At 62.6% G+C, this 22182-nt stretch carries 22 protein-coding genes; 6 read left to right on the forward strand and 16 right to left on the reverse strand.

Going from position 1 to position 22182, the window contains the following annotated elements:
- Positions 1-17 precede the first annotated feature (17 nt).
- A complete protein-coding gene (locus ACZIRK_RS25455; RefSeq protein ID WP_463328304.1) occupies positions 18-635 on the reverse strand; it encodes a flavin reductase family protein in 618 nt (205 codons plus the stop codon).
- Positions 636-672: 37 nt separating this feature from the next.
- A complete protein-coding gene (locus ACZIRK_RS25460) occupies positions 673-1638 on the reverse strand; it encodes a Bug family tripartite tricarboxylate transporter substrate binding protein (RefSeq protein WP_463328305.1) in 966 nt (321 codons plus the stop codon).
- A 179-nt stretch (positions 1639-1817) separates the two neighbouring features.
- Between ACZIRK_RS25460 and ACZIRK_RS25465 the strand changes: the two genes are divergently transcribed.
- Positions 1818-2591 carry an IclR family transcriptional regulator gene (locus ACZIRK_RS25465; RefSeq protein WP_463328306.1) on the forward strand — a complete coding sequence of 258 codons (774 nt, stop codon included), beginning with the start codon at positions 1818-1820 and terminating at the stop codon, positions 2589-2591.
- Here the strand turns inward: ACZIRK_RS25465 and ACZIRK_RS25470 are convergent.
- The 6 genes from ACZIRK_RS25470 to ACZIRK_RS25495 all read right to left on the reverse strand — a co-directional run bounded on the left by ACZIRK_RS25470 (position 2588) and on the right by ACZIRK_RS25495 (position 10340).
- Positions 2588-4156, reverse strand: a complete 1569-nt coding sequence (locus ACZIRK_RS25470) for a flagellar biosynthesis protein FlgL (RefSeq protein ID WP_463328307.1) — start codon at positions 4154-4156, stop codon at positions 2588-2590. The two genes, ACZIRK_RS25465 and ACZIRK_RS25470, sit on opposite strands and share 4 nt — an antisense overlap.
- Positions 4157-4163: 7 nt before the next feature.
- Positions 4164-6056 (reverse strand): flagellar hook-associated protein FlgK, encoded by a 1893-nt coding sequence (gene flgK, locus ACZIRK_RS25475; RefSeq protein ID WP_463328308.1) that lies wholly within the window; start codon positions 6054-6056, stop codon positions 4164-4166.
- Between the two features lie 43 nt (positions 6057-6099).
- Positions 6100-7959 (reverse strand): flagellar hook-basal body complex protein, encoded by a 1860-nt coding sequence (locus tag ACZIRK_RS25480; RefSeq protein WP_130224012.1) that lies wholly within the window; start codon positions 7957-7959, stop codon positions 6100-6102.
- 234 nt (positions 7960-8193) lie between these two features.
- Positions 8194-8508: a metal-sulfur cluster assembly factor gene (locus tag ACZIRK_RS25485; protein ID WP_028162241.1), complete on the reverse strand. Its 315-nt coding sequence runs from the start codon at positions 8506-8508 to the stop codon at positions 8194-8196.
- Complete coding sequence (locus ACZIRK_RS25490; RefSeq protein ID WP_130224010.1) at positions 8505-9011, reverse strand: DUF2249 domain-containing protein; 507 nt, start codon at positions 9009-9011, stop codon at positions 8505-8507. Before ACZIRK_RS25490 ends, ACZIRK_RS25485 begins: the two co-directional genes overlap by 4 nt.
- A 21-nt stretch (positions 9012-9032) precedes the next feature.
- Positions 9033-10340, reverse strand: coding sequence for a hypothetical protein (locus ACZIRK_RS25495; RefSeq protein ID WP_245474561.1), 1308 nt, complete (start codon positions 10338-10340; stop codon positions 9033-9035).
- 253 nt (positions 10341-10593) lie between these two features.
- Here ACZIRK_RS25495 and ACZIRK_RS25500 point away from each other — a divergent pair, with 253 nt between their 5' ends.
- Entirely contained in the window at positions 10594-10725 is a 132-nt protein-coding gene (locus ACZIRK_RS25500) for a hypothetical protein (protein WP_283806988.1), read from the forward strand.
- Between the two features lie 199 nt (positions 10726-10924).
- Here the strand turns inward: ACZIRK_RS25500 and ACZIRK_RS25505 are convergent, their stop codons facing one another.
- Positions 10925-11380 carry a pseudoazurin gene (locus ACZIRK_RS25505; protein ID WP_130224006.1) on the reverse strand — a complete coding sequence of 152 codons (456 nt, stop codon included), beginning with the start codon at positions 11378-11380 and terminating at the stop codon, positions 10925-10927.
- A 188-nt stretch (positions 11381-11568) separates the two neighbouring features.
- On the opposite strand from ACZIRK_RS25505, the gene ACZIRK_RS25510 reads away from it, so the two are divergent.
- Entirely contained in the window at positions 11569-12291 is a 723-nt protein-coding gene (locus tag ACZIRK_RS25510) for a Crp/Fnr family transcriptional regulator (protein ID WP_130224004.1), read from the forward strand.
- An 8-nt stretch (positions 12292-12299) separates the two neighbouring features.
- Here ACZIRK_RS25510 and ACZIRK_RS25515 read toward each other — a convergent pair whose 3' ends face one another.
- A complete protein-coding gene (locus tag ACZIRK_RS25515; RefSeq protein ID WP_130224002.1) occupies positions 12300-12512 on the reverse strand; it encodes a DUF1858 domain-containing protein in 213 nt (70 codons plus the stop codon).
- Between the two features lie 172 nt (positions 12513-12684).
- Here ACZIRK_RS25515 and nirK point away from each other — a divergent pair, with 172 nt between their 5' ends.
- The 3 genes from nirK to hemN all read left to right on the forward strand — a co-directional run bounded on the left by nirK (position 12685) and on the right by hemN (position 16234).
- Complete coding sequence (nirK, locus tag ACZIRK_RS25520; RefSeq protein WP_130224000.1) at positions 12685-13806, forward strand: copper-containing nitrite reductase; 1122 nt, start codon at positions 12685-12687, stop codon at positions 13804-13806.
- A 65-nt stretch (positions 13807-13871) separates the two neighbouring features.
- Complete coding sequence (locus tag ACZIRK_RS25525) at positions 13872-14735, forward strand: SUMF1/EgtB/PvdO family nonheme iron enzyme (RefSeq protein ID WP_130223998.1); 864 nt, start codon at positions 13872-13874, stop codon at positions 14733-14735.
- Between the two features lie 146 nt (positions 14736-14881).
- Positions 14882-16234, forward strand: coding sequence for an oxygen-independent coproporphyrinogen III oxidase (gene hemN / locus ACZIRK_RS25530; protein ID WP_463328309.1), 1353 nt, complete (start codon positions 14882-14884; stop codon positions 16232-16234).
- A 245-nt stretch (positions 16235-16479) separates the two neighbouring features.
- Here the strand turns inward: hemN and ACZIRK_RS25535 are convergent, their stop codons facing one another.
- The 6 genes from ACZIRK_RS25535 to ACZIRK_RS25560 all read right to left on the reverse strand — a co-directional run bounded on the left by ACZIRK_RS25535 (position 16480) and on the right by ACZIRK_RS25560 (position 22061).
- Positions 16480-18393: a nitric oxide reductase activation protein NorD gene (locus ACZIRK_RS25535; RefSeq protein WP_463328310.1), complete on the reverse strand. Its 1914-nt coding sequence runs from the start codon at positions 18391-18393 to the stop codon at positions 16480-16482.
- A gap of 10 nt (positions 18394-18403) precedes the next feature.
- Positions 18404-19216: an AAA family ATPase gene (locus ACZIRK_RS25540; protein WP_463328311.1), complete on the reverse strand. Its 813-nt coding sequence runs from the start codon at positions 19214-19216 to the stop codon at positions 18404-18406.
- Between the two features lie 62 nt (positions 19217-19278).
- Complete coding sequence (locus tag ACZIRK_RS25545; RefSeq protein WP_130223990.1) at positions 19279-20625, reverse strand: cbb3-type cytochrome c oxidase subunit I; 1347 nt, start codon at positions 20623-20625, stop codon at positions 19279-19281.
- Between the two features lie 40 nt (positions 20626-20665).
- Positions 20666-21118, reverse strand: a complete 453-nt coding sequence (locus ACZIRK_RS25550) for a c-type cytochrome (protein WP_028162230.1) — start codon at positions 21116-21118, stop codon at positions 20666-20668.
- A 105-nt stretch (positions 21119-21223) separates the two neighbouring features.
- Positions 21224-21490: a cytochrome C oxidase subunit IV family protein gene (locus ACZIRK_RS25555; protein ID WP_463328312.1), complete on the reverse strand. Its 267-nt coding sequence runs from the start codon at positions 21488-21490 to the stop codon at positions 21224-21226.
- A 1-nt stretch (position 21491) separates the two neighbouring features.
- Positions 21492-22061: a cytochrome c oxidase subunit 3 family protein gene (locus tag ACZIRK_RS25560; RefSeq protein ID WP_463328313.1), complete on the reverse strand. Its 570-nt coding sequence runs from the start codon at positions 22059-22061 to the stop codon at positions 21492-21494.
- Positions 22062-22182: the final 121 nt, after the last annotated feature.

Genomic DNA, 22182 nt, shown 5'->3' on the forward strand with positions numbered 1-22182 from the left:
CTTGCTGATCTACGATCTCAATCTGTCGACTTCGGCGCCTGGAACACGGCGCGCAGGGTGACGATCTCTCCGAGCCGGGCATAACGTGGGCCTGCGATACGCGCGATCGGATCAAGCGCCTCGGTTTCCACCTTGCCGTTGTTCACGAGCCCATCCCGGAGATGGAACATCAGGACCTCGCCGACAATCAGCCGGCTGCGAGCCTCGCCGAATTCGAGACATTGGTGAAACCGGCATTCCATGGCGACCGGCGGCGCGGCGAGCCGCGGCACCTTGATGCGTTCGCTCGGCACGGTCTCGAGCTTGAGCAATTCGACTTCGCTCACCTCGGGCGGATGCTCGACCGAACTCTCATGCAATGCCGTCATCAGCGGCGTGTCGGCGATGTGAATGACGTATTCTTCGGTATCGAGAATATTATGCGCGGTGTCCTTGTAGACGCCGGCCTTGCGGCCGATGCTGATGGCGAGCATCGGCGGCTTCTGCGAGACAAAGGTGAAGGCGCTGAAGGGGGCAAGATTGAGCACACCTCTGCGCGACATGCTGCTCACCCAGGCGATCGGCCGCGGCACGACGATGCCGGTCATCAGCCGGTAGATGCGTTCCGCGCCGAGTTCTGAGGGGTCAATCTGCATGCTGCCTCGAAGCTTGACTGGCGTATGCGCGCCGGCCTCAATCGGCCCGGATGTTCGCCTTGCGGACGATGGGAATCCACTTGGCGTCTTCGCGTGTCAAATAGGCCGTGAACTCCGCAGGTGACATGGCGACGGCCTCGGCGCCGAGCTTGTCGAATTTCTCGACGACCGCGGGATCCTTCAGGATCTCCGCCATGGTGTCGTGCAGCTTCGTCACAATCGCGTCCGGCGTACCGGCCGGTGCGAACAGGCCGGTGAAGGTCTGCGCGTCGAAATCCTTGTAGCCGAGTTCGGCGAAGGTCGGCACGTCGGGCATCGAGGCGAGGCGATGCGCGCTGGTGACTGCAAGCACACGGACCGCGCCGCTCTTGACGAAGGGCAGCGCGACGGAAACCTGGTCGAACGCAAACTGCACCTGCCCGCCGATCAAGTCATTGGTCGCCGGCGCGTTGCCACGGTAGTGCACTGTGACCCAGTGCAGGCCGAGCTCCGATTGCGCCAGTTCGCTGAGCAAATGATTGGTCGTCCCCGCCCCCGGGGAGGCCATGGTGAGCTTGCCCGGCTCGCGGCGCGCCAAGTCAAGAAACTCCTTCAACGTCTTTGCTTGAACGGAGGGATGAACCTCGAGCACCAAGGGCGTCATCGAGATGGTCGTGATCGGGAGGAAATCCCGTTTCCAGACATAGGCCTCGCGCTTGTTGATCTCGGGGGCGAACAGCACCGGGCCGTTGGCGCCAATGAACAGCGTGTAGCCATCCTTCGCCGATTTCGCGAACGCCTCGCCCGCGATCAGGCCACCGGCGCCGGACTTGTTCTCGACGATGAAGGCCTGCCCGAGCCGTTGCTGCAGCTTGTCAGCCACGATGCGGGCAGCGCTGTCGACATTGCCGCCGGCGGGATATGGCACGATCAAGCGGACATTGCGCTCCGGCCATGTCTGGGCCGCGACCGGTCCAATGGCCATCACCGCGACGGCTGCGACCGCAACAGCGAGAAACCTCATGTGACATCCTCCCAAAGCCGCGGCGGATGAGGTCTCCACCCTGTTCTTGTTGAGTGTCCGATCGGGATCGTCTAGCCGACGCCTCGATGCGATGCGATGCGATGCGAGATCATTCAGCGAGCGGGCTTTACTTGTCGACGGCTTTGCGCCAATTCTGTCCACATTATGGACGGCAAGCCATGACCACGGAACCGAGGCAAGGTGCCCAGGCGATCCGACGAGCGCTGATGGTGCTGCGCATCCTCGCCGCTGGCAGGGAGAGCGGAGTACCGCTTACCGAAGTGGTGCAGGCGACCGGGCTGACGCGGCCGACGGTGCACCGGATCGTTCACGTGCTGATCGAGGAAGGCATCGTCGAACGGCACGAGAAGACCGGCCGCTATGCGATCGGCGGACAGGTGCCGGAATTGGCGCTGGCGCGCCCCTCGCGTTCACCCCTGCTTGCCGCGGCGGACGATATCCTGGCGCGAACCTCGCAGCGGATCGGCGACACATTGTTCCTGACGGTACGTACCGGCAATGATACGCTATGCGTCGATCGCAGGATCGGCTTCTATCCGATCCAGGTGCTGTCGATCGAAGTCGGTGCCAGACGTCCGCTCGGCGTCAGCAGTGCAGGTGTTGCGATTCTTGCCGCGATGCCGACGCCCGACGCCCGCAAGATCGTGACTGCCAATGAAGTGCGGTTTGCCGGGTATCGCACCAGCGTGGCGACGGTGCTTTCACAAATCGCCTTGGCTAAGCGCAGAGGCTATAATCTGCGCGAGGCCGGTCTGGTGCAGGGAACGAAATCGCTGTCCACCTGGATCAAGACCCCCGATCGCCAGCCGGCCGCGGCGATCACCGTATCAGCCGTTCGCACGAGACTCGGACCGCGCCGAGAGCAAGAGGTCGCCGAGATTTTGCTGGAGGCGGCACTCGCGATCGAGAAGAAGATTGAGTCTCTCCCTTAGAGGAACTTGACCAGACTCATCTGGTAAAGCATCGATGTCGTTTGATAAGACGCCTGCAGTGCAGTCTGCAGTGCCAGGATTTTGGTCGCGACTTCGTCGTCATTGATGCCTTCGATCGAATCCAGCATCGTTTGGGCCATCGCCTTGGTCTGAACCTGCCGATCGGTGGCCGCTTTGATCGAGCCCTGCGCGCCGGCGAAGTCGGCCTGGATATTTTCAATCGTCTGGGTCCCCGGGACCGTTGCCAAACTGTTCGCGACGCGCTGGTTCAGCGCAGTGACCTGGGCATTGGCATAGGGGTCCGTCGCCGACGTGGTTACGGCCGCGAATACTGCCACCGTCTGTAGTTGTGACCGCAATGCCGGTTCGTCGGCTCTGGCGCCATACTGCACCGTGATGGATGTATCGATCTGGGCTACCGCCGATCCGCGCGCCGGTCCGTTCGCCGCAGTATTCTGTTCGCCGTTGTACCAGATCACGGTGTTGTCGGGAGTGCCGGCCACAAGCGTGGTGGCCGACGCAAGCGGCGTCGTCCCGACGCGCAGCGGAGGTTGATCGAAAAAGTTCTCACCGGCTTCCATCGCCGACGCCGCCACCATCGGACCGTTCGCCAGATTCTTCATCGAGGTCCCGAGCGCCGTGTTCAGATTGGCCGCGGTCGCGGTGGTATCGGCACCAATCAGGAAGCTGTTGGCGGCAAGCGGCGTGGTGTTCGATGCCGTCATGACGATATCTTCCTTGGTGCCATCAGGCATGGTGAAGGTGAACTTGACCTGGTCACCCGGCTTCGGATTGGTCGCGCCAAGATCGACCGACATGGACTTCTGCACCGGTGTCGCCGGCGGCGCCGGCGGAACAGTCGCGGGCAGGTCGACGGGCTGGGTGACAGTAGCGCCCGTTATATTTGTAGATACGCCGGTGAGCTTGATCCCGAACGGCTGCGCCTGCTGCGGAGGCGCCGGTGTTGCATCCTCCTCGGTGAGAACAACTGAAGTTGCCGGCGTACCGACGGCACTGCCGACGCGACCGTTCTGATTGACACCGAGATCAGCGATCTTTCGCTCGGCGATGACCTGCTTCAGTCCGGCGACCTGCGCGCCACGACCGTTCATGATCTCATCGGCCGATGCCACAGGGGCGGTATCCGTAGCACGGCCGGAAAACAGATAGCGATCGCCTGACTTCGCGTTGAGCATGTCGACTGAATCGGTGAAGTCGAGCAATGCGGTCTTCTGCCCCGAGGTACGACCCGCATCGTCGAGATCCGAGCTTGCGCTGACGGCGGCGCCCTTCACTTCCGACCCGATCTTCACCAACTGCTGCAGTGAAAGGTTAGTGACACCAATGCGCGTGTTCAGATTGGTCGCAGTATCGGAATAGGCTCCTATCCCTGTGATCTGCGCGCGTAGCGCGATCGCAAGGCTGCGACCACTACCCTGCCCCGCGTAAGTATTGGAGATCTTGCCGGACGCGAGTTGCTGCGTCAGCGTATCAAGCTGACTGCGCAAATCGAGAATGCCCGAGCCGATGTAGGATGTGCGTTGACTAACCCCGGATATCGTCATTGCTGCCTCACAATACCTGCATCAGGGTTTTGTACATGTCGTTGACCGCCGACATCACGCGCGCGTTTGCCGAATAAGCATTCTGTAACGACAAGAGATGCGCCATCTCTTCATCCATGTTCACGCCCGAGGACGTCGACATCTTCTGCTGGAGCGTACTGAGCACGACGTTCTGACCATCGGCAAGCTGCTTCGCCGCGTCGGCGTCCGCCCCCTGCTGACTGGTGAATTGCCGCATGAAGCTGAGCAGCGTGCCCTTGAACGGTGCGCTCGCAGTACCAACCCCGCTCTGCGCTCCGAACGTGTAACTCGCGTTGCTTAGCTGATTGAGGATGAACGAGGGCCGTGTGGTGTCTCCTGCGGGCGTCGAACTCCCGTACGTCACGAGCTTGGCAGGATCATTGATCAGCGCGCTGTTGACCGTCAGGCGTCCCGCAAGACCCGTTATCTGAGATCCGGACGCGCTGATCGCACCGCTGTAAGGTGCCCCGCTGTCAGTGAAGAGGGCGATCTGCGGGCTGCCATCGTTCAACGCATTCGGGTTCTTGGTGACCGTAACCGAAGCGCTATCGATCCGGGCGAAAGCGGGATTGCTCAGAACGCTCAGCGATGTGCTTGTTCCGCTGAATGTGACGCTGCCGCCCAGTGCAGCATTGAGCTGATCGAGCACCGACGAGAACGATCCGGAGAAATCGATCCCGATCACCTGATCATTCGGATTCGCGGTCGTATCGTTCGACAACGGCAGCACGCCGGGGTCATCAACGCGCACGAAGGAGATTTCGCGCTGCTGATTGGTCGCCGCATCAGTGTAAGTGAGATGGATGACGTTGCCGGATTTCATGCCCGAGATATCGAGCGCAAACCCCGAAGGCGTTCCGGCCGGGACTGGCGAGCCCGTTATCGGGGTGCCCGCTGTTGTCTGATCGGACAACGCGCTCGACAACGACGCAGCAAACTGGTCGAGCTGGTTCTGTGCCGTGACTAACGTCTTGTCTCGTAGCTCGGTATAAGCCGCGATCTTGCCCGATTTGATCGCACCGGTAGCCGTGAGATCGATCGATGCGCCGCTGCCCGGAAACTCAAGTACGACGGAGCCAAGCTGGCTCTGATTGGGATCGCTGCTCCACGTCGTATTTGCACCAACGGTGGCCTGAGCATTGAACGACAGGGTCGCGGCTTCGTTGCCCACGAGCTGGATGCCGGAGCCGGTAAAAACCGTGACCTGGTTGACGCTATTGGTCGTGACACGGATGTCCATCAGCTCTGAAAGCTGATTCACATATTGATCGCGTTGATCGAGCAATGCGGCGGTCGACGCATCGGTAGACGTGCCGCCGGATGGATTAGCCATCAATTTGTTGTTGATTGACGCTATCTGCTTGAGCAGATTGTTCGCCGTCGTGACCGAGTCCTTGATGCCGGTCTCTGCGGTCCCGCGCAAGGTTTGAATACCTTGCGTCATCGAGTTCAGTTGTTGCGTCAGCGTCGACGCCGCGTTGAGAACGCCTATTCGGGCCGACTGGCTGTCAGCGCTGGTATTGAGCGCCTGCAGCGCTGTCGTGAGGTTGTTAAATGCGCTCTCCAGCGTTCCGATTGAACCCGGATCTCCATAGAGGCTTTGCAGTTGCTGCAGAACGTTCGAGCGAAGCGAGGCGTACGACGCGCCCGACGTTTCCGTGCGCAACTGCGCCTGGATATATTGATCGAGTTCACGATTGATCCCGGCGACGACAACGTTGCTGCCATGCGCACCGGCATAGGACGTGACCTGGTCGACCGTCTTGCGAACGTAGCCGGGCGTTTCCGCATTGGCGACGTTCGACGAGACCAGCGAAATCGCCGCCTGATTGGCGCGGAGGCCGGACATGGCGATGGCGAGGGCATCATTCAGACTCATGACAAGACTGCTCTCAAGCGGTTACGTGCGCGCCCGGTGTCAATTACCGCATCACGTTGAGGAGATCCTGGACCATCGTGTTCGTTGTCGTGATCACCTTGGTGTTTGCGGAATAGGCCTGCTGCGTCACGATCAATTTCGTGAATTCGTCGGCGATATCCGTGTTCGACGATTCCAGCGACGAGCCCGAAATGCTCCCGCCTTTCCCATAGAGCGCGTCTCCGGATTCGTTGGTCACTTCAAAGGCGCCGCCGTCGACACGCTTCAGGAAGTTGGCGCCGTTGAAGGTAGCAATGGAGACCTCCGCAAGATCGATGGTGCGGCCGTTCGAGTAGGTGCCGACGACACGTCCCTCGTCGCTGACCGACACGCTTTGCAGTTGACCCGCGGCGTAACCGTCCTGCTGCAGTTGGTTCACCTGCACGTTGCCATTGGTGTCCGCAAACGACGTTAGTCCGCCGGTGCCAAATGCCATTGTGACGTTACCGAGGCTGGTCCCATCCACGGTAAGCCCGGACAGCGTGATCTGACTGACCACCGGCTGCATCTGTCCGTTCGGACCAAACTTGAAGTCCGTTCCGACGTTCTGCCAGGCAACGGTGTTTCCGGTCGCGTTGGAATTGACCTGGTAGAAGAGATTCCAGGTGTCTGTCCCACCCATGGTGGACGATTCGACTTTGGCCCATCGGAACTGCAGGTTCACCGGAGCGCCATTGCCGTCATACACGGTCCTCGCGCCCCCGCTGATCGACTCATCCAGAAAGGCTTGCTTGTCGCTGCCAATGACGACGCCGGTGCCGGCTGTCCCGCCGCCGGCGCGCATCCCGACAACGGTGCCCGAGAAGCCCAACGCTTGAAACGCTGCGACAGCCGATGCGGATGAACCTGCGGCCAGGCTGAAGTCATTTGCCGTACCCGTATTCAAGGTGATTGCACCGGTGCTCGACACGCTGGACGCCGGTGATGGCGAAGCATTGCCTGTGAGACCGTCAATTGTGGTTAAAAGGCTTCCAACCGTCGCGGTGGAGAGATCGACAAAGGTAGTGCCAGCGACAGGCGCGGGCGCGGCTCCAGTATAGAATGAGATCGTGTTGGTTGTCGTGACACCGCCCGTGGTGGTCTTCAGCACCAGAGTGTCACCGCTGGCAAAGCCCGCCGTGAGCGAATCCGTGCCCGCCGCACTCACGAGGGACGTTGCTGCGGAAATAGGTTTCGCGATCGTCTCGAGGTTGTTCCGCGCATTACCGGTCACGGGTGTATTGGCAAACGGCGTCGCGGCCGTTCCAAGGGTTCGTGGATTGGATATGAAATCGGCAGGCCTCAGCAATTCCGAGCCTGGCACTGACGCTTGGCGCTTGGCTGTCAGCGGGGTGCTGGCGAGATTGGCGCGATAGTCGATCTTGGTGGTTGCTTGCGACGGCAGGAAATCGTTCTGGAACCTCAGGACTTCCGGCGTACTTCCGGCGGGATTTCCGGTCGTCGGATCAATCTTCACGCCCTCGAGATAATAGCCTGCACCGTTAACGAGGTATCCGTTTTGGTCCAGCGTAAAGTCGCCGCGCCTTGTGTACCGGTTGACGCCGTCGAATATCGGCTGGTTGTCGGACATGCTGCCCGGCTTTTGCACGGCGAAGAAGCCGTCGCCGTTGATCGCCATGTAGGTGGAGACCGAAGCCGACTGAACCGAGCCGGCAATCGTGTTGGTGCTGCGCGAGTTTGCCACCACGCTGCCCGCGAGCTGTGCGTTCGTGCCAGTGTCTGGAATGAGATCAAGGAAGCTGGTGTCAATCCGCTTGAAGCCGGTCGTCTGCGAGTTCGCGATGTTACCGGAAATGTTTTCCAGCGCGTACGAGTTTGCCCGCAGTCCGGCGACGGACGTGGTCAGGGCGCCGAAGATACCCATTACATCATCTCCAATTGGATCCGGGCGGCCGCCGGGATGTTTTGGGTGTCATGGCCGCAACCGCTGCGATCGTTGCAAGCCGCCTGCCAACGAAAAAGCACAATGAAGTCAGATAGATAAATCTGCGAGATACCGGCGAAGCCGGATCAAAATTGCCGGACCGAGCAACTTTTGCCGACCTGTTCGCGTGTCGTGAATGCGACGTCCCTTGCCGGGGATGTCGTATTCCCGAGGTCAATTGACTGTAGCGAAGCCGAGCGAGTCGCGGACGGCCGGCTCAATGCGTTCTGGCGTCCACGGCGGATCGAACGTCATCTCGACATCGACCGAGCCGACGCCCGGCACCTCCGCGACACAGCTCGTCACGCCTTCTTGCAGGAAACCGGTCGCGGGGCATCCCGGGGTGGTCGCCGTCATTGTGATGCGGACGGCGTCTCCGACGACCGAGATGTCATAGACGAAGCCGAGATCGACGATGTTGTGACCGAGCTCGGGATCGATCACGACACGCAGCGCGTCCCGAATCCGGCTGGCGAGTTCGCTTGTCATGACGGAGCCCTCACCGTCAGTTCGTAGGTCGCGCCATCAGGCGTGAACCCGCCGAGCCAGCGATATCCACGCTTCTCGAGCTGCGGGAACAGAAAGACGGGCTCGCGGCGCAGCAGCGCGGAAAGAGTCTCGCCGGGACCCAGTTTCTCGGCGGCCGCAAGGATCCGGACCATAGGCTCAGGAGGATCGAGATCGCGATTGTCGAGCTTCACGGCGGGCTCCGGCCAATTGTCGAAGCTCGGCGTTCCGCTCGGAGCGGCCGTGTTCTCCGTCGCCTCCGCCGGCGTGAACAGAACTTCCCATTCGCCGCCGTCGAGCGCGCGCTCGGAATGCATGAACCCTCTCTCTGCCATCACGGCGAATAGCGGGATCGGCTTGAACGTGGCGTAAAGGCGGAGCCCCTGCCCTGGCTCCAGGCGTTCGATTGCGGCCATGATGACCGAGAACGGCTCGCCGCCGGTGCGCAGGATCGGACGGACATCTACGTCGATGTATTCGGTCATGCTTCTTCCCTCCGTTTCGTTTTAGTTCCTTGCAAACAGCAGATGGGGCGCGCGGGCGCCGCCCGGAAAGCGCAGCGGGTTCGCGACATCAGTGAGCTGCCGTGTCCGGATCACTTCGCGAACGATGCCGATAACTCCGGCCGTCATCGCCATCGCAGCCGCTTGGAATCCCGACGGTTGGTCGACCAGCAGCATCAGCGTTCCGGTCCAGACGGCCGCGTAGTAGATCACGAACCACTTCGATGCCCTCCGCTCTGCGACGAGGTCCTGAACGCGGGGAGTCGGAGTTCGTCCCATCACCGGACCATAGGTCTCGAGCCAGGTCAGGAAAGCTACGATCTTGTAGAGTTTGGCGAGGACCAGGCCAGACAGCCAGCCGAAGACAGCGAGGAAGACGAACGCTCCGACATGCGCGGTAAAGTCGCCGGTCACGACAAGCGCTGCACCCAGAAGCGCAGTCCCCGCCAGGCTCGCGAAGGACAGCGTCGCCATCCGCATATTGAGCTCGAGCTGGCGCCGCTTGCGAGTGCGGAAGATTGCGAACACATCGCGCCCGTATAGAGCGGCAGCTGCGAGGCCGAGGACGGCGGCAATCGATAGCACCACGTCCAATCCGGCCAAGAGCTCGACCGCGAGGACACCGCCGGCCACCGTGACGGCGATCGCGAGCCCGCCGGCCAATAGCGTCGTGCCGCTTTTCCGGTCGTCGACGTCAGGCGAAAGCATGAACATGGACAACAGTCGGTAACTGACGCCCATCGCCGTCATCGTCAGCCAGCCGCCAAGACCGGCGATCGCGTGCAGCGGCACGCCGCCAGCCAGAATCGATTGCCCGGCCGATCCCGCCCACCCCGCCAGCGCGAACGCGAACATCGCGCCGAAGACGACGGTGACACAGAGCGAGGCCAAGCCAACGAGGACAAAGCGAGCCGGCCCCACCGGCCGCAGCCATGCGGTCAGCCCGAGATCGACGACGATCAGCCCGAATCCAGCGACCAGCAGGACTGCGCCGAGCGGAAGCAGCCACAGCCAGGCCGGCAGCCGACCACCCAATGCCAGGAAGCCCGCGAGCAGCGAGGCGAGACCGGCGGTCAGAAGACCCAGAGCAGGCAAAGCCCACTTCTCCGAGAACAGCGGCTTCGCCACGAGCACAGGCACGAACTGGAACAGCGCGCCGCACATTGCGAGGCTCAGCCATCCGATGCAGACCACGTGCACGAGGACGAGCGTGTCCGGCGATGCAAGATCGGCCGCGGGAAAGCCGACGCCCGCAACCATCAGCGCCAGCGCGACGAACAGCCAGGCGATCGCCATCGCGAAGTAGCTCATCGTCCATCGTGATATGCTGGCGCCGATCATAGTGATCTCAGAACTTTCTCTGCATCGTCGCTTGATGGCGGTAACCGTAGGTCGCCGCGATCACAGGCTCTTTGTCGGAGCACAAATTGCAGTGTCCTTCACGTAGGTGTTTGATCCCCGACAAAGATCGCAACGCCCCTGATCTGCAATATTGGATGCGTCATCAACGGAGGACGCGATGCGGATTTTCGAAAGATTGCGACGACGCAGCCGAAGAGATCGCGTGATCGAACGCAAACTTTTCGAGGCCATCACCGACGATATTCTACGGAAGCTCGAGGACCGAACGTCGATCCTGATTTTCCCCGAGAGCAAGGCTGCCTGCTGTCCGGTCGAAGAGAAGGTGCGTCAGTAGGTCCGGCTTTGCGCTATATCAATGCGCCTGAGGCCTTTCGCAATGAGGATTGCGATCTTGAACCCGACCGTGCACGCACGGACGGGTTTCTGGCGCTGCGTTTCTCGTGCCGGCGACTCCGGCGTCTGTTACGACGTTTGGATGGACGAGGCGGTACTCGTCCATCCGGCTCGGAAGCGAAGCTGGGGCCGGTCAACCGTCACTTGGACGCGGTCTTGCCGGCTTCGAGTTTGTCGAAGAGCGTCGCAAACACCTGCTTTGCCTTGCCGCTCTGTGGGACCGCCTTGGCCTGATCGACGTTGCCGGGCGTTCCGACCACGATCATGGCGACCATGCCCATGCCGTAGTGAGGCAGACATTTCACGCCGTAGACACCCTCCTTGTCGAACTTGACGGCGATATCTTCGCCGTTCTTGCCGACGAAGGGCGTTGCGCCGTCGGGAAGCATGCCCTTGATGGACTCGGCGTTGTGACCCTTGTCGGTGGACAGGAACTTCACGGTGTCGCCGGGTGCGATCTTCACGAAGGACGGCTCGAATACCATCACACCTTCGGTCCCCCTGTTCAGGAGCTTGACTTCCACGTCCGCCGCCTGGGCGCTTCCGGCCAGGATTAGAACCGCCGCAGCGCCCGCCAATATCGCAATCTGTCTCATGCTTTCCATTTCCTGAAACTTGCGCCCGAACTCCACCGGGCTCCCGCGTGTCAGATATCCCCGCCTCGCCCGGCCCAGGTTGCGCCAGCTCAACTTCGTCGTAGAATCCTGGACTAAGAACCTGACGAGCCGTTGAGGCTTGCATCGGCCGCGGACAGTCCCCGCGGCATATTGGAACGAGGATATCCATGGCCGCAGTCGACCGCTCGCTGGTCGCGAACCTGCCGATGTTCGCCGGGCTTACGCCGACCGAACAGGACGAACTGCTGCGCGAGGCGCGCTCGATTCGATACCCGAAGGGAGCCGCGGTGTTCGACCAGGGTGCGGAAGCGGATCGCTTCTTCGTTTTGCTTCATGGACATCTTCGCGTCGAGAAGACCACATCGCAGGGGCAGCAGTCTGTGGTCCGCTACGTCTCGGCCGGCGAGCTCTTCGGCGTCGCACAGGCCATGAACCTGACGCACTATCCGGCAACCGCCGTCGCCGCCGTGGACAGCATCGCGCTCGCCTGGCCTTCCTCTTCCTGGCACCGCCTGATCGTCAAATATCCAAGCCTCGCCAGCACCGCGCTTCAGACTGTGGGCAGCCGTCTTCAAGATACGCAGGCACGCGTCATGGAGATGTCGAGCGAGCAGGTCGAGCAGCGCGTCGCCCATGCGCTGCTGCGCCTCGCCAAACAGGCCGGCAAGAAAGTCGATGCCGGTGTCGAGATCGACTTCCCGATCAGCCGGCAGGACGTCGCCGAGATGACCGGAACGACGCTGCATACCGTCAGCCGGATTCTCAGCGCGTGGGAGCAGCAGGGCCTGGTCGAGGGTGGGAGGCAGCGCATCGTTCTGTGCGACACACATCGGCTGCATAGTCTCGCCGAAGGTGAAGAAGCCGTTCAGGCAAACAAGCGCGCGCCTTAGATCATGATCTAAGCCGCTCGGGCCGTATCCATAAGCTTCGATACGAAGACGTCGGTGTCTACGCCGTGTTCGCCGCATGCTTCTTCGATCGAGTGGAAAGCGCCGATCGGACAGCCGACACATAACATCCTGAAGTCGAGAAAGACGCCTATCGCGAGCGGCCATCGACGCATCACGTCGTCGACCATCATATCCGCGGTAGGTACTGCATTCGATTTCATGCTGCTACCTTAACGTGTCTGCTTCCAATTATCTTTGATCGTCCGCAAATTCTTAAGCAGATCGCTTCGTCGAATAAATCGACATCTCCTTGTTCCAGAGCAAAGTGTCTGGCCACCAGATCGCACATGATGCACGCATCGAATTAGGACGAATTAAGCGATGGAGTGCATCATGCTGACGAGAAGGACCGCCCTGATGGGAGCCGCGATCGCGGCGCTGATGATAAGCGCGCCGGCGTTGGCTGCCGACGACCTCAAGCTGCCGCGCGAACGAGTAGAGCTGGTCGCGCCGCCCTTCGTACATCCGCACGAACAGGCGACCAAGGCCGGACCGAAGATCGTGGAGTTCAAGCTTACGGTCCAGGAGAAGGAAGTCGTGGTCGACGACGCCGGCACCAAGTTTCATGCGATGACCTTCAATGGCTCGATGCCGGGCCCGATGATGGTGGTGCACGAAGGCGACTACATGGAGCTGACGCTGGTCAATCCCGCAACCAATTCCATGCCGCACAACATCGACCTTCACTCGTCGACCGGAGCGTTGGGCGGTGGCGCGCTGACCAAGGTCAATCCGGGCGAACAGGCGGTACTGCGCTGGAAGGCGACCCGTCCGGGCGTCTTCGTCTATCACTGCGCTCCGGAGGGCATGGTCCCATGGCACGTGGTCTCCGGCATGCATGGCACAGTGATGGTGCTGCCGCGTGATGGATTGAAGGACCGTGACGGCAAGCCGCTGCACTACGACAAGATTTTCTACATCGGCGAAAACGACCTCTACATACCGAAGGACGTGAACGGCAAGTACAAGACCTACGAGACGGTCGGCGAGTCCTATGCTGATACCACGGAGGTCATGCGCAAGCTGATCCCGACGCACGTGGTCTTCAACGGGCGGGTCGGTGCGCTGACCGGCAAGAATGCATTGACCGCGAAGGTCGGCGAGACCGTGATGATCGTGCATTCGCAGGCCAACCGCGACACTCGTCCGCACCTGATCGGCGGGCACGGCGACTATGTCTGGGAGACCGGCAAGTTCAACAACCCGCCGGAGAAGGATCTCGAGACCTGGCTGGTGCGCGGCGGTTCGGCGGCAGCCGCGCTGTATACCTTTCGTCAGCCCGGCGTGTACGCCTATCTCAACCACAACTTGATCGAGGCCTTCGAACTCGGAGCCGCAGCGCACATCAAGGTGGAAGGCAAATGGAGCGATGACCTCATGAAGCAGGTCTCTCCTCCCGGCCCGATCCCGGCCGACAAGCTCGGCGCCGCCGACCCGGTAACCCTAAGCCGGTAGGTGGAGCTGAAGGAACGGCCCGCGGTCCCTACCCGCGGGCCGTTTCACCAAGTGGAGGCGACATCATGCTCATCCTGATGAAAATGAAAACGGCCATGCTCGCCGGCGCGCTGGCTGCGCCGATCCTGGCCACCGTGTTCTCGCCCGCGCCTCCGCATGATGACAACGGTGCTGTGCGCCTCTCTCCTGTTTCGTTCAGCTATCGGGCTGCCGGCGATTTCTCGCGGAATGACAGACCGGTCGAAGGGCCCCTGCGCAAACTCCGCCTGCCTGCTGAACTCACTGTCATGAAGCGGCAGGTCACGGTCGCCGAGTACGTGCGCTGCGTCGACGACGGAGCCTGTCCAAAGGTGCCGGTCCCCAACGGCTCCCTGGACGTGCCCGTCGTCGGCGTCAGTTGGCACGACGCCTCGGCCTATGCCGCATGGCTTTCGCGCAGGACCGGCATTACCCATCGTCTACCGACCGACGAGGAGTGGACATTCGCGGCCGCCGAGAAGGCGCGCGACGAAGCGTTGCCGCTGGTCGACCCCGCGGATCCGGCGCAGGCCTGGATCGCCCGATATGAAGCCGAATCCGCCCGCTCCAAGCCCGCCGAAAAGGCCGCGCAGCCGGGGGGCACGTTCGGCACGAACAGCAACGGACTGGACGACCTGGCCGGCAATGTTTGGGAGTGGACGGATAGCTGCTTCGTTCGCGCCTCGCTCGACGACAGAGGCGAGCGGATCACCAACACGAATTGTGGGGTCCGCGTCGTGGAGGGAGCCCACCGCGCCTACATGACCGACTTCATCCGTGATCCCAAGTCCGGCGGATGCGCCGTCGGCATTCCGCCGACCAATCTCGGCTTCAGGCTGGTCGTCGAGCCTTCCAGCTCGATCACTGCTGCGATCTCCCGGAATGTGGCGACGCTGCTGCCGCGAACCTGAGCGGCCGAATCTTCACCTCTCCCGCTTGCGAAAGAGGGAGCGCAGCCTCACCGGGGCTACCTCTCAACCTGATATGCGATTGAGCTAGAACAAAGTCATTCCACCACGGGTCCGATAGATCATGCGGAGACGAAGGAGGAAGGCAGATGCGATCCGACTTGGCGCAATCCTACGGGCAGGACCGGCTGCCGCGCTACACCAGCTATCCGACGGCCCCGCATTTTTCACCTGCGATCGGCGAAGTCGATTATCGGCAGTGGCTCAAATCGATACCCATTCGCCAGCCGGCGTCACTCTATCTCCACGTCCCGTTCTGCCGAGCCATGTGCTGGTACTGCGGATGTCATACATCCGTAAGCAAGCGTGACGAGCCGATTGCGATCTACGCGTCGGGCCTGCGCACGGAGGCACTCCTTGTCGCCGAGACGATTGGGCAAAGGCTGCCGCTCTCCCATATCCACTTCGGTGGCGGCACGCCGACAATCATGTCGCCGGAGACCTTCGCGGACCTCATCGGTGCCTTGCGCTATTCGTTCTTCGTGCTGCCGGAAGCCGAGATCGCCGTCGAGATCGATCCCCGCACGCTGATCGAGCCGATGGCGGAGGCGCTGGGCTATTGCGGCGTCAACCGCGCGAGCCTTGGCGTCCAAAGCTTCGATCCGGCCGTGCAGCGCGCCATCAATCGGCACCAGAGTTTCGAACAGACGGCAGCATCCGTCGAGCGGCTGCGCCGGGCCGGCGTCCGCAGGCTCAATTTCGACCTGCTCTATGGCCTGCCCCTGCAGACGGTGGATTCGTGCCTGGACACGGTTGCCAAATGTGTCGAGCTGCGTCCGGATCGCTTCTCGGTGTTCGGCTACGCGCACATTCCGTCCTTCAAGAAGCACCAGCGCAAGATTGCCGAAGAGTCCTTGCCTGACAGCATCGAGCGGCATCTTCAGTCCGAAACGATCGCGCAGGCGTTGCTCGATGCGGGCTACATGCGCATCGGCCTCGATCACTTCGCCCTTCCCACCGACAATCTTGCCGTGGCGAGACAAGAAGGCAGGTTGCGGAGGAATTTCCAGGGCTACACCGACGATTCGGCCGACACCCTCATTGGCCTCGGCGCCAGCGCCATCGGCCGCATGCCGCAAGGTTTCGTGCAGAACGCCGTGCCGACGCGTGACTATCTTGCGCGCATCGTCGAGGACCGGCTCGCCACGGTCAAGGGCTACGCCTTCACCGAGGAAGACCGCTTCCGCGCCGACATCATCGAGCGGATCATGTGCGATCTTGCGGTTGACCTCCCCAAGGTATCGCGGCTGCACGGCCGTGATCCACAGTCAGCTATCGTCGATCGTTCGCGGATCGAGAGCCTCATCGCCGATGGCGCTGTGACGATGTTCGGTGACCGCCTCGCGGTCAATGATGGCGCCGAATTCCTGGTCCGCAGCGTCGCCTCGGCATTCGACGCGCATCTTCCACGATCCGCGGCCACACACAGTCGTGCTGTCTAGACCTGCCGGAAGGTTAGGGCGTACTGAGATCAGGCTAAGTGGGCGCCACGTCGGAAGTGTCTTACCTCTCCCCATCGGGGAGAGGTCGGATCGCATGCAGCGGAGCGAAATGCGATCCGGGTGAGGGGGATGCGCTCAATCGAGGGACCGTAACCCCTCACCCGGCGCTGCGCGCCGACCTCTCCCTATGGGAGAGGTGAACAAGCGCAATCACCCCGATTCAAACAAAGGTCATCGCGCTCTAACTATTGCGTCAGCTGGCGGTAGAGCGCCGGCAAGGCGGCTGGCAGGCGCCGGATGTTGCCGACGATTGCGTAGCCGCTGCGCCCGAACAGCGTCGGAAAATAGCTCTGGGCGGTCGCATCGATCGTGACGCCGAAGACTGCGGCGCCGAGCCGGCGCGCTTCCTGGACGGCCTTGCGGGTGTCTTCGATGGCGAACCGCCCCTCATAGTGGTCGACGTCGTTCGGCTTGCCGTCGGTGAGAACGATCAGCAATTTCTTCCGCTGCGGCTGCGCTGCGAGTTCGGACGCGGCGTGGCGCACCGCCGCCCCGATGCGAGTGTAGTATCCGGGCTTGAGTGCCCCGATGCGCCGCTCGACCTGCGCACTCATCGGCTCTCCGAACGCTTTGACGGTCTCGAGCCGCACCCAGGAGCGACGGCGCGAGGTGAAGGTCAGGATGCTGTGGTGATCGCCGCAGGCCGACAGTCCGTGAGCCAGGACAAGCAACGCTTCCTTCTCCACGTCCAGGACGCGGTACCCATCGACCCAGGCGTCGGTCGAGAGCGACACGTCGACGAGCAGCGTCACCGCCAGATCGTGACCTTGCGGCCGCATCGCGAGGTGAACGCGATCGAGCGTGCCGCTGCCGGCACGGAGATCGCAACGCGCACGGACCAGCGCGTCGATGTCGAGATCGTGTCCGTCGGGCTGGGCCCTTGCGAGCTCGTGGCGAGGCCGCAGCGCCTCGAACTGGCGCCGCACCTGGCGGATGCGGCGGCGCGGGGCCTGGTCGGCCGCCCAGCTTTCGCCGGTCTGGCTCGCATGCGCCGTCAACACGCGGCAGTGGTCCTGCAGATAGATGCGGCCGCGATAATCCCATTCCGGGTACAGCCGCTCGCCATCGAGCCGCGAGGGGTCGACCGCTTCCGGCGGCAGGTCGAGATCGAACTTCAACTTCGTCGCAGGCTTTCCGCTGCGCCGCCCGATCGACAGCTCCTCCAGATCGTCGGCCGCCTTGCGCGCGTTCTCGTCCTCGGTGTCGTCGGAGGGGCGATCAACGTTCACCATCTCCGCCATAGCCAGGATCTTCTCGAACCGGTTGAGGATGAACGGATCCCTCTTGTCGGCTCCGTTCTCCCGCTCGCGGGTCGCAAAGCGCTTTCGCGAGTCCGGCGCGTCCGCCTGGGCGTCGTGCGAGACATCGTCCTGATCTTGAGATATCTGGGCGAGGTCGCGGGTCCAGCAATCGCCCCACAACGGACACGGCAGCACCGGGCGATATCCGGGCGGCGCGCGTTCCGGCAACGCGTTCTCGCCGATCAGCGAAAACCACAGGTCCCCTCGTGGCGGCGCCGCGGCGCCCAGCAGCGCAAGCACGATCTGTTCGACCTCGCGCTCCGCGCGAGGCAATGGCCGCTGCGGCCGGGCAGATGCCACCGCCGCCGCAAGTCGTGTGTAGGAGCCGGCCAGTCCCGGAAAACGGGCGGCGACCATGGCGGCCGTGGCACGGGCGCGACGTAGGATGAGGAGATCGCGCCGCAGCGGATCGGTCTCGTCTATCGCCTCCAGCGGCACGGTGGCAAACCAGGCAGCGAGCCAACGATAGAGAGCCGCGTTCAGGGCGCGATCCGGAAACAAAGCGATGCGCTCGGGCAGGAAGACGGTCGCCGCGTCGCGTCCGGGATGGGCAAGGGATTCGTCACCGAGGCCAATCCGCTGCCTCCAGGCGAGCCGGTGTCCGGATTTGCGGGCGCCCGCGCCGGCGAGCGCGACGCCCGCCTCGCCGCCGAGCGCGCGGAACATGACGGCGATCTGTCCCTGCATCTCGGAGAGTGCGACCGCGTGATCGGCGTGAACCGGATAGGACGCGGTCGCGCCGACCAGGCGATGCCACGCACGGCCGACGGTCTCCTCCAGCTCGAGAAAATCCAGCATCGACGCTCACCTATCCAATGACGGCCCGTGCGACCTCCACCAGCGCGGCCTTGACGTCGTTATCATCAGTCAACGGCTCAATCATGCCGGCGAGGACGGCCTCGGTGACGGAAACACCGGCGGCGACGAGGGTGGCGGAGTAGACGATGAGGCGCGTCGAGACACCCTCCTCCAGGTCATGTCCCTTGAGCGCGCGCAGACGTCCGGCGAGCTGCACCAGCGGCCGCACGCGATCCGGTGGAAGCCCGCTTTCCGCCGATACGACGGCGATCTCCTGCTCCGGCGGCAGAAAGTCGAACTCGATGGCAACGAAGCGTTGCCGTGTCGACGGCTTCAATGCCTTCAGCAGACTCTGGTAGCCGGGATTGTAGGAGACGACCAGCATGAAGCCTGGCGGCGCGACAAGCTCCTCGCCGGTGCGCTCCAGCGGAAGGATCCGGCGGTCGTCCGTCAATGGATGCAGCACCACCGTCACGTCCTTGCGGGCTTCCACCACCTCGTCGAGATAACAGATGCCGCCTTCGCGCACCGCCCGGGTCAGGGGACCGTCCGTCCAGACCGTGTCGCCGCCCTTGAGCAGGTAGCGGCCGGTGAGATCGGCCGCGGTGAGGTCATCGTGGCAGGCGACGGTATGCAAGGGGATGCCGAGGCGTGCGGCCATGTGGGCCACGAAGCGGGTCTTGCCGCAGCCGGTCGGGCCTTTCAGCAGCACCGGGAGGCGGTGACGCCACGCGTGCTCGAACAACGCGCACTCATTTCCGCTCGGCACATAGGCCGGAACCTCAGAAGCGGGGCCTGCCACAGCCTGAAGGACGGATTTCATGATTGGTTCTCCGGGACATCCAGGGGAATGGCGGCCGCGACGTGCGCGGCCGCCGCGTTGCTTTACTCGGCGGGCTGCAGCGCTCCGCCGGCGAAGGACCGCTTCTCACGTCCGGGCACCAGCACGGCCCAGACGAACATCAGCGCAGAGATCGCGACGAACACGCCGGAGCCGAGACGGACCCAGTAGAACATTGCGAGCTGGTCCTGCACTTCCATGTAGCCTTGGCCGAGCACGCGCTGCAGATGGACCTGGACGACGCCGGCGAAGGTCAGCGCGAAGGTCATCGTCAGCATCGCCGTGCACATGATCCAGCAGCTTGCCATGCTGAGCCACTGGTTGTAGGGCGCGCGGCCGCGGATCTCCGGGATCGCGTAGGCCATCACCGCGAGGTTCAGCATCACATAGGCGCCGAAGAACGCGAGATGCCCGTGTGCGGCGGTCACCTGGGTGCCGTGCGTGTAATAGTTCACCGAGGACAGGGTGTGCAGGAATCCCCACACGCCTGCGCCGAGGAACGCCATCACCGAGCAGCCGACGGACCACAACAGCGCGGCGCGGTTCGGATGCTTGCGTCCGGCCTTCCAGGTCATCTGCACGGTGAAGATCACCATGGTGAAGAAGGGCGCGACCTCCAGCGTCGAGAACAGCGAGCCGATCCACTGCCAGTATCCCGGCGCGCCGATCCAGTAGAAGTGGTGGCCGGTGCCGAGGATGCCCGAGAACAGCGCCAGGCCGATGATGACGTAGAGCCACTTCTCGACCACCTCGCGGTCGATGCCGTTGAGCTTGATCATCAGGAAGGCGAGCACGGAGGCCATGATCAGCTCCCAGACGCCCTCGACCCACAGATGCACGATGTACCACCAGTACATCTTGTCGACCGCGAGATTTGCTGGATTGTAGAACGCGAACAGGAAGAAGATCGCAACGCCCCACAGGCCGAACAACAGGATGTTCGTCACCGTGGTCTTGCGCCCCTTCAACGCCGTCATCGTCACGTTGAACAGGAACATCAGGCAGACGACGACGATGCCGACCTTGATAATGAAGGGCTGCTCGAGGAATTCACGCCCCTCATGGTAGTGGAAGAGATAGCCGACGACCGCGGCGCCCGCGGCGCCGAAGAACATCCAGAACTGGATCTTGGCGAGCAGCGGACTGAAGAGCTCGGTCTCGGTCTCCTCCGGCAGCAGGTAATAGGTCGCGCCCATGAAGCCGATCAGCGACCACACGATCAGGGCGTTGGTGTGTATCATCCTGACGATATTGAAGGGCAGGAGGACCGAAAGCGTGTTCGGCAGGACGTAGATCGTGCCTGCAAGCAGGCCGAAGATGACCTGGGCAAGGAAAAGCGTCAGCGCGCCGTAGAAATACAGCATCGCGACTTTCTGGGTCTGGTACTTCATCGAAAAGCTCTCTTGTTGAAGGGCTGTCGGGACGCGGTGCTCATCCGGCCTTGTTGGGCGGCCAGTCCTGGCGCTTGATGGTGCTGGTCCATTGCAGGAAGTCGGCGAGATCGTTGAGTTCCTGGTCGGTCAGGTTGAATTGCGGCATCTGCCGCCGGCCGGGCGCGCCTGACGGCTGCGACTGCATCCACGACTTCAGGATGTCCCTTGCCGCGGCCGGATCTTCCTTGCCGCCCCAGCGATCCCACACGTTGCCGACCTCAGGCGCGAAATAGGCGCCCTCGCCGAGCAGCGTGTGGCAGTTGATGCAAGAGTTCTTCTCCCAGACATGTTTGCCGCGCGCGACCGAATCCGTCAGCGTCGAGGCGTTGGTCGAGGTGTTCACCATGTAGTAGTGGCTGTGGGCCGTCAGGCCGAGGAAGATCGCAAAGAAGAAGGCGGATCCCCCGTAGAAGACGTTCCGGGCAGCCGTTTTCGTGAGGCGTTCAGCCATCACCTATCCTTTCCCGTTCTTGTGAGTGGTGCGAGCGCCCGGCCAATCTACGCAGCAGTCCCGTCGGTTCTTTGTGCTGGAGCAACCAGCGCCACATTCGACGCCTCAGATCAGCAATCTGGCGACGGAGGCCGCCCAGGTGAACGATGCGACGGCGAGCACCCAAGCGGTGATCAGTCCGCGCCAGATCGCGGGCACGGAGCGAAGTCCGAGGAAGTCGAGCAGGATCCATCGCCCCTTCAGGGCCGCGAGCCCGAGCACGACGATATTGCCGAGCCATGCAATCGGTACGCTTCGGGAAGCGATCAGCGTCGCGATCGCGAGGCCAATCAGGAGGATCAGGGTCGTTTCGAGCGGATGACGGGCCATCATTTCAGCGCACCAAATAGATGATCGGAAACATCAGGATCCAGACCAGGTCGACCATGTGCCAGAACGACGTTCCGGTCTCGACCGCGCCCCCTTCCGCACCGCGCTGAACCACTGCGAGGATCACCATGCCGAGCACGACGTGCAGCAGGTGGAAGCCGGTCAGCAGGAAATACAGCGTGAAGAACGTGCTGGTCTCCAGTCCCGCACCGGCCGCGATCTCGCTATCGTATTCGAGCAGCTTGATCGCGACGAATACGCCTCCAAGCGCGATCGCGAGCCCCAGCCAGCGACGGCACGCCGCCGCTGCACGCGCGCGAGCGGCTGCCGCTCCACGTGCGGCGGCCCACCCGCTGGTCACCAGAACCAAGGTGTTGAGCGCCGCGAGGCCCGGATCAAGGACGGCCTGGCCGGAGGCGAAGATGGCAGGATTGACGGCGCGGGCGACGGCGAATGCGCCGAGCAGCAGGCCGAAGACCGCAAGCTCGCTGAAGATCAGCACCCAGATCATGGGGTCGCCGGGGAGTTCAGCCAGCAGGCCGCTTTCCTGCACTTCGCAATCTTGAGCCGACATGGATCCTCCGGGCGGGGTTGTGCCTCGGATCGCTAGCCGCGATCTTTGTCCCCGGACAAAGACGGGGGCAGCCTGCCGCGTAGGGTCCGGTCAGCACGGTCGCACAAGGCGGGCGGCATCG

It is taken from the genome of Bradyrhizobium sp. Leo114 (assembly GCF_055229415.2).

What these genes read in the sequence shown, in the direction of transcription:
- ACZIRK_RS25535 (WP_463328310.1), bottom strand. Translation starts at nt 18,393, where the DNA reads ATGCTGGATTTTCTCGAGCTGGAGGAGACCGTCGGCCGTGCGTGGCAT.
- ACZIRK_RS25545 (WP_130223990.1), bottom strand. Translation starts at nt 20,625, where the DNA reads ATGAAGTACCAGACCCAGAAAGTCGCGATGCTGTATTTCTACGGCGCG.
- hemN (WP_463328309.1), top strand. Translation starts at nt 14,882, where the DNA reads ATGCGATCCGACTTGGCGCAATCCTACGGGCAGGACCGGCTGCCGCGC.
- ACZIRK_RS25525 (WP_130223998.1), top strand. Translation starts at nt 13,872, where the DNA reads ATGCTCATCCTGATGAAAATGAAAACGGCCATGCTCGCCGGCGCGCTG.
- ACZIRK_RS25485 (WP_028162241.1), bottom strand. Translation starts at nt 8,508, where the DNA reads ATGACAAGCGAACTCGCCAGCCGGATTCGGGACGCGCTGCGTGTCGTG.
- nirK (WP_130224000.1), top strand. Translation starts at nt 12,685, where the DNA reads ATGCTGACGAGAAGGACCGCCCTGATGGGAGCCGCGATCGCGGCGCTG.
- ACZIRK_RS25550 (WP_028162230.1), bottom strand. Translation starts at nt 21,118, where the DNA reads ATGGCTGAACGCCTCACGAAAACGGCTGCCCGGAACGTCTTCTACGGG.
- ACZIRK_RS25540 (WP_463328311.1), bottom strand. Translation starts at nt 19,216, where the DNA reads ATGAAATCCGTCCTTCAGGCTGTGGCAGGCCCCGCTTCTGAGGTTCCG.
- ACZIRK_RS25465 (WP_463328306.1), top strand. Translation starts at nt 1,818, where the DNA reads ATGACCACGGAACCGAGGCAAGGTGCCCAGGCGATCCGACGAGCGCTG.
- ACZIRK_RS25515 (WP_130224002.1), bottom strand. Translation starts at nt 12,512, where the DNA reads ATGAAATCGAATGCAGTACCTACCGCGGATATGATGGTCGACGACGTG.
- ACZIRK_RS25510 (WP_130224004.1), top strand. Translation starts at nt 11,569, where the DNA reads ATGGCCGCAGTCGACCGCTCGCTGGTCGCGAACCTGCCGATGTTCGCC.
- ACZIRK_RS25495 (WP_245474561.1), bottom strand. Translation starts at nt 10,340, where the DNA reads ATGAGCTACTTCGCGATGGCGATCGCCTGGCTGTTCGTCGCGCTGGCG.
- ACZIRK_RS25480 (WP_130224012.1), bottom strand. Translation starts at nt 7,959, where the DNA reads ATGGGTATCTTCGGCGCCCTGACCACGTCCGTCGCCGGACTGCGGGCA.
- ACZIRK_RS25455 (WP_463328304.1), bottom strand. Translation starts at nt 635, where the DNA reads ATGCAGATTGACCCCTCAGAACTCGGCGCGGAACGCATCTACCGGCTG.
- ACZIRK_RS25555 (WP_463328312.1), bottom strand. Translation starts at nt 21,490, where the DNA reads ATGATGGCCCGTCATCCGCTCGAAACGACCCTGATCCTCCTGATTGGC.
- ACZIRK_RS25560 (WP_463328313.1), bottom strand. Translation starts at nt 22,061, where the DNA reads ATGTCGGCTCAAGATTGCGAAGTGCAGGAAAGCGGCCTGCTGGCTGAA.
- ACZIRK_RS25460 (WP_463328305.1), bottom strand. Translation starts at nt 1,638, where the DNA reads ATGAGGTTTCTCGCTGTTGCGGTCGCAGCCGTCGCGGTGATGGCCATT.
- ACZIRK_RS25505 (WP_130224006.1), bottom strand. Translation starts at nt 11,380, where the DNA reads ATGAGACAGATTGCGATATTGGCGGGCGCTGCGGCGGTTCTAATCCTG.
- ACZIRK_RS25470 (WP_463328307.1), bottom strand. Translation starts at nt 4,156, where the DNA reads ATGACGATATCCGGGGTTAGTCAACGCACATCCTACATCGGCTCGGGC.
- ACZIRK_RS25490 (WP_130224010.1), bottom strand. Translation starts at nt 9,011, where the DNA reads ATGACCGAATACATCGACGTAGATGTCCGTCCGATCCTGCGCACCGGC.
- flgK (WP_463328308.1), bottom strand. Translation starts at nt 6,056, where the DNA reads ATGAGTCTGAATGATGCCCTCGCCATCGCCATGTCCGGCCTCCGCGCC.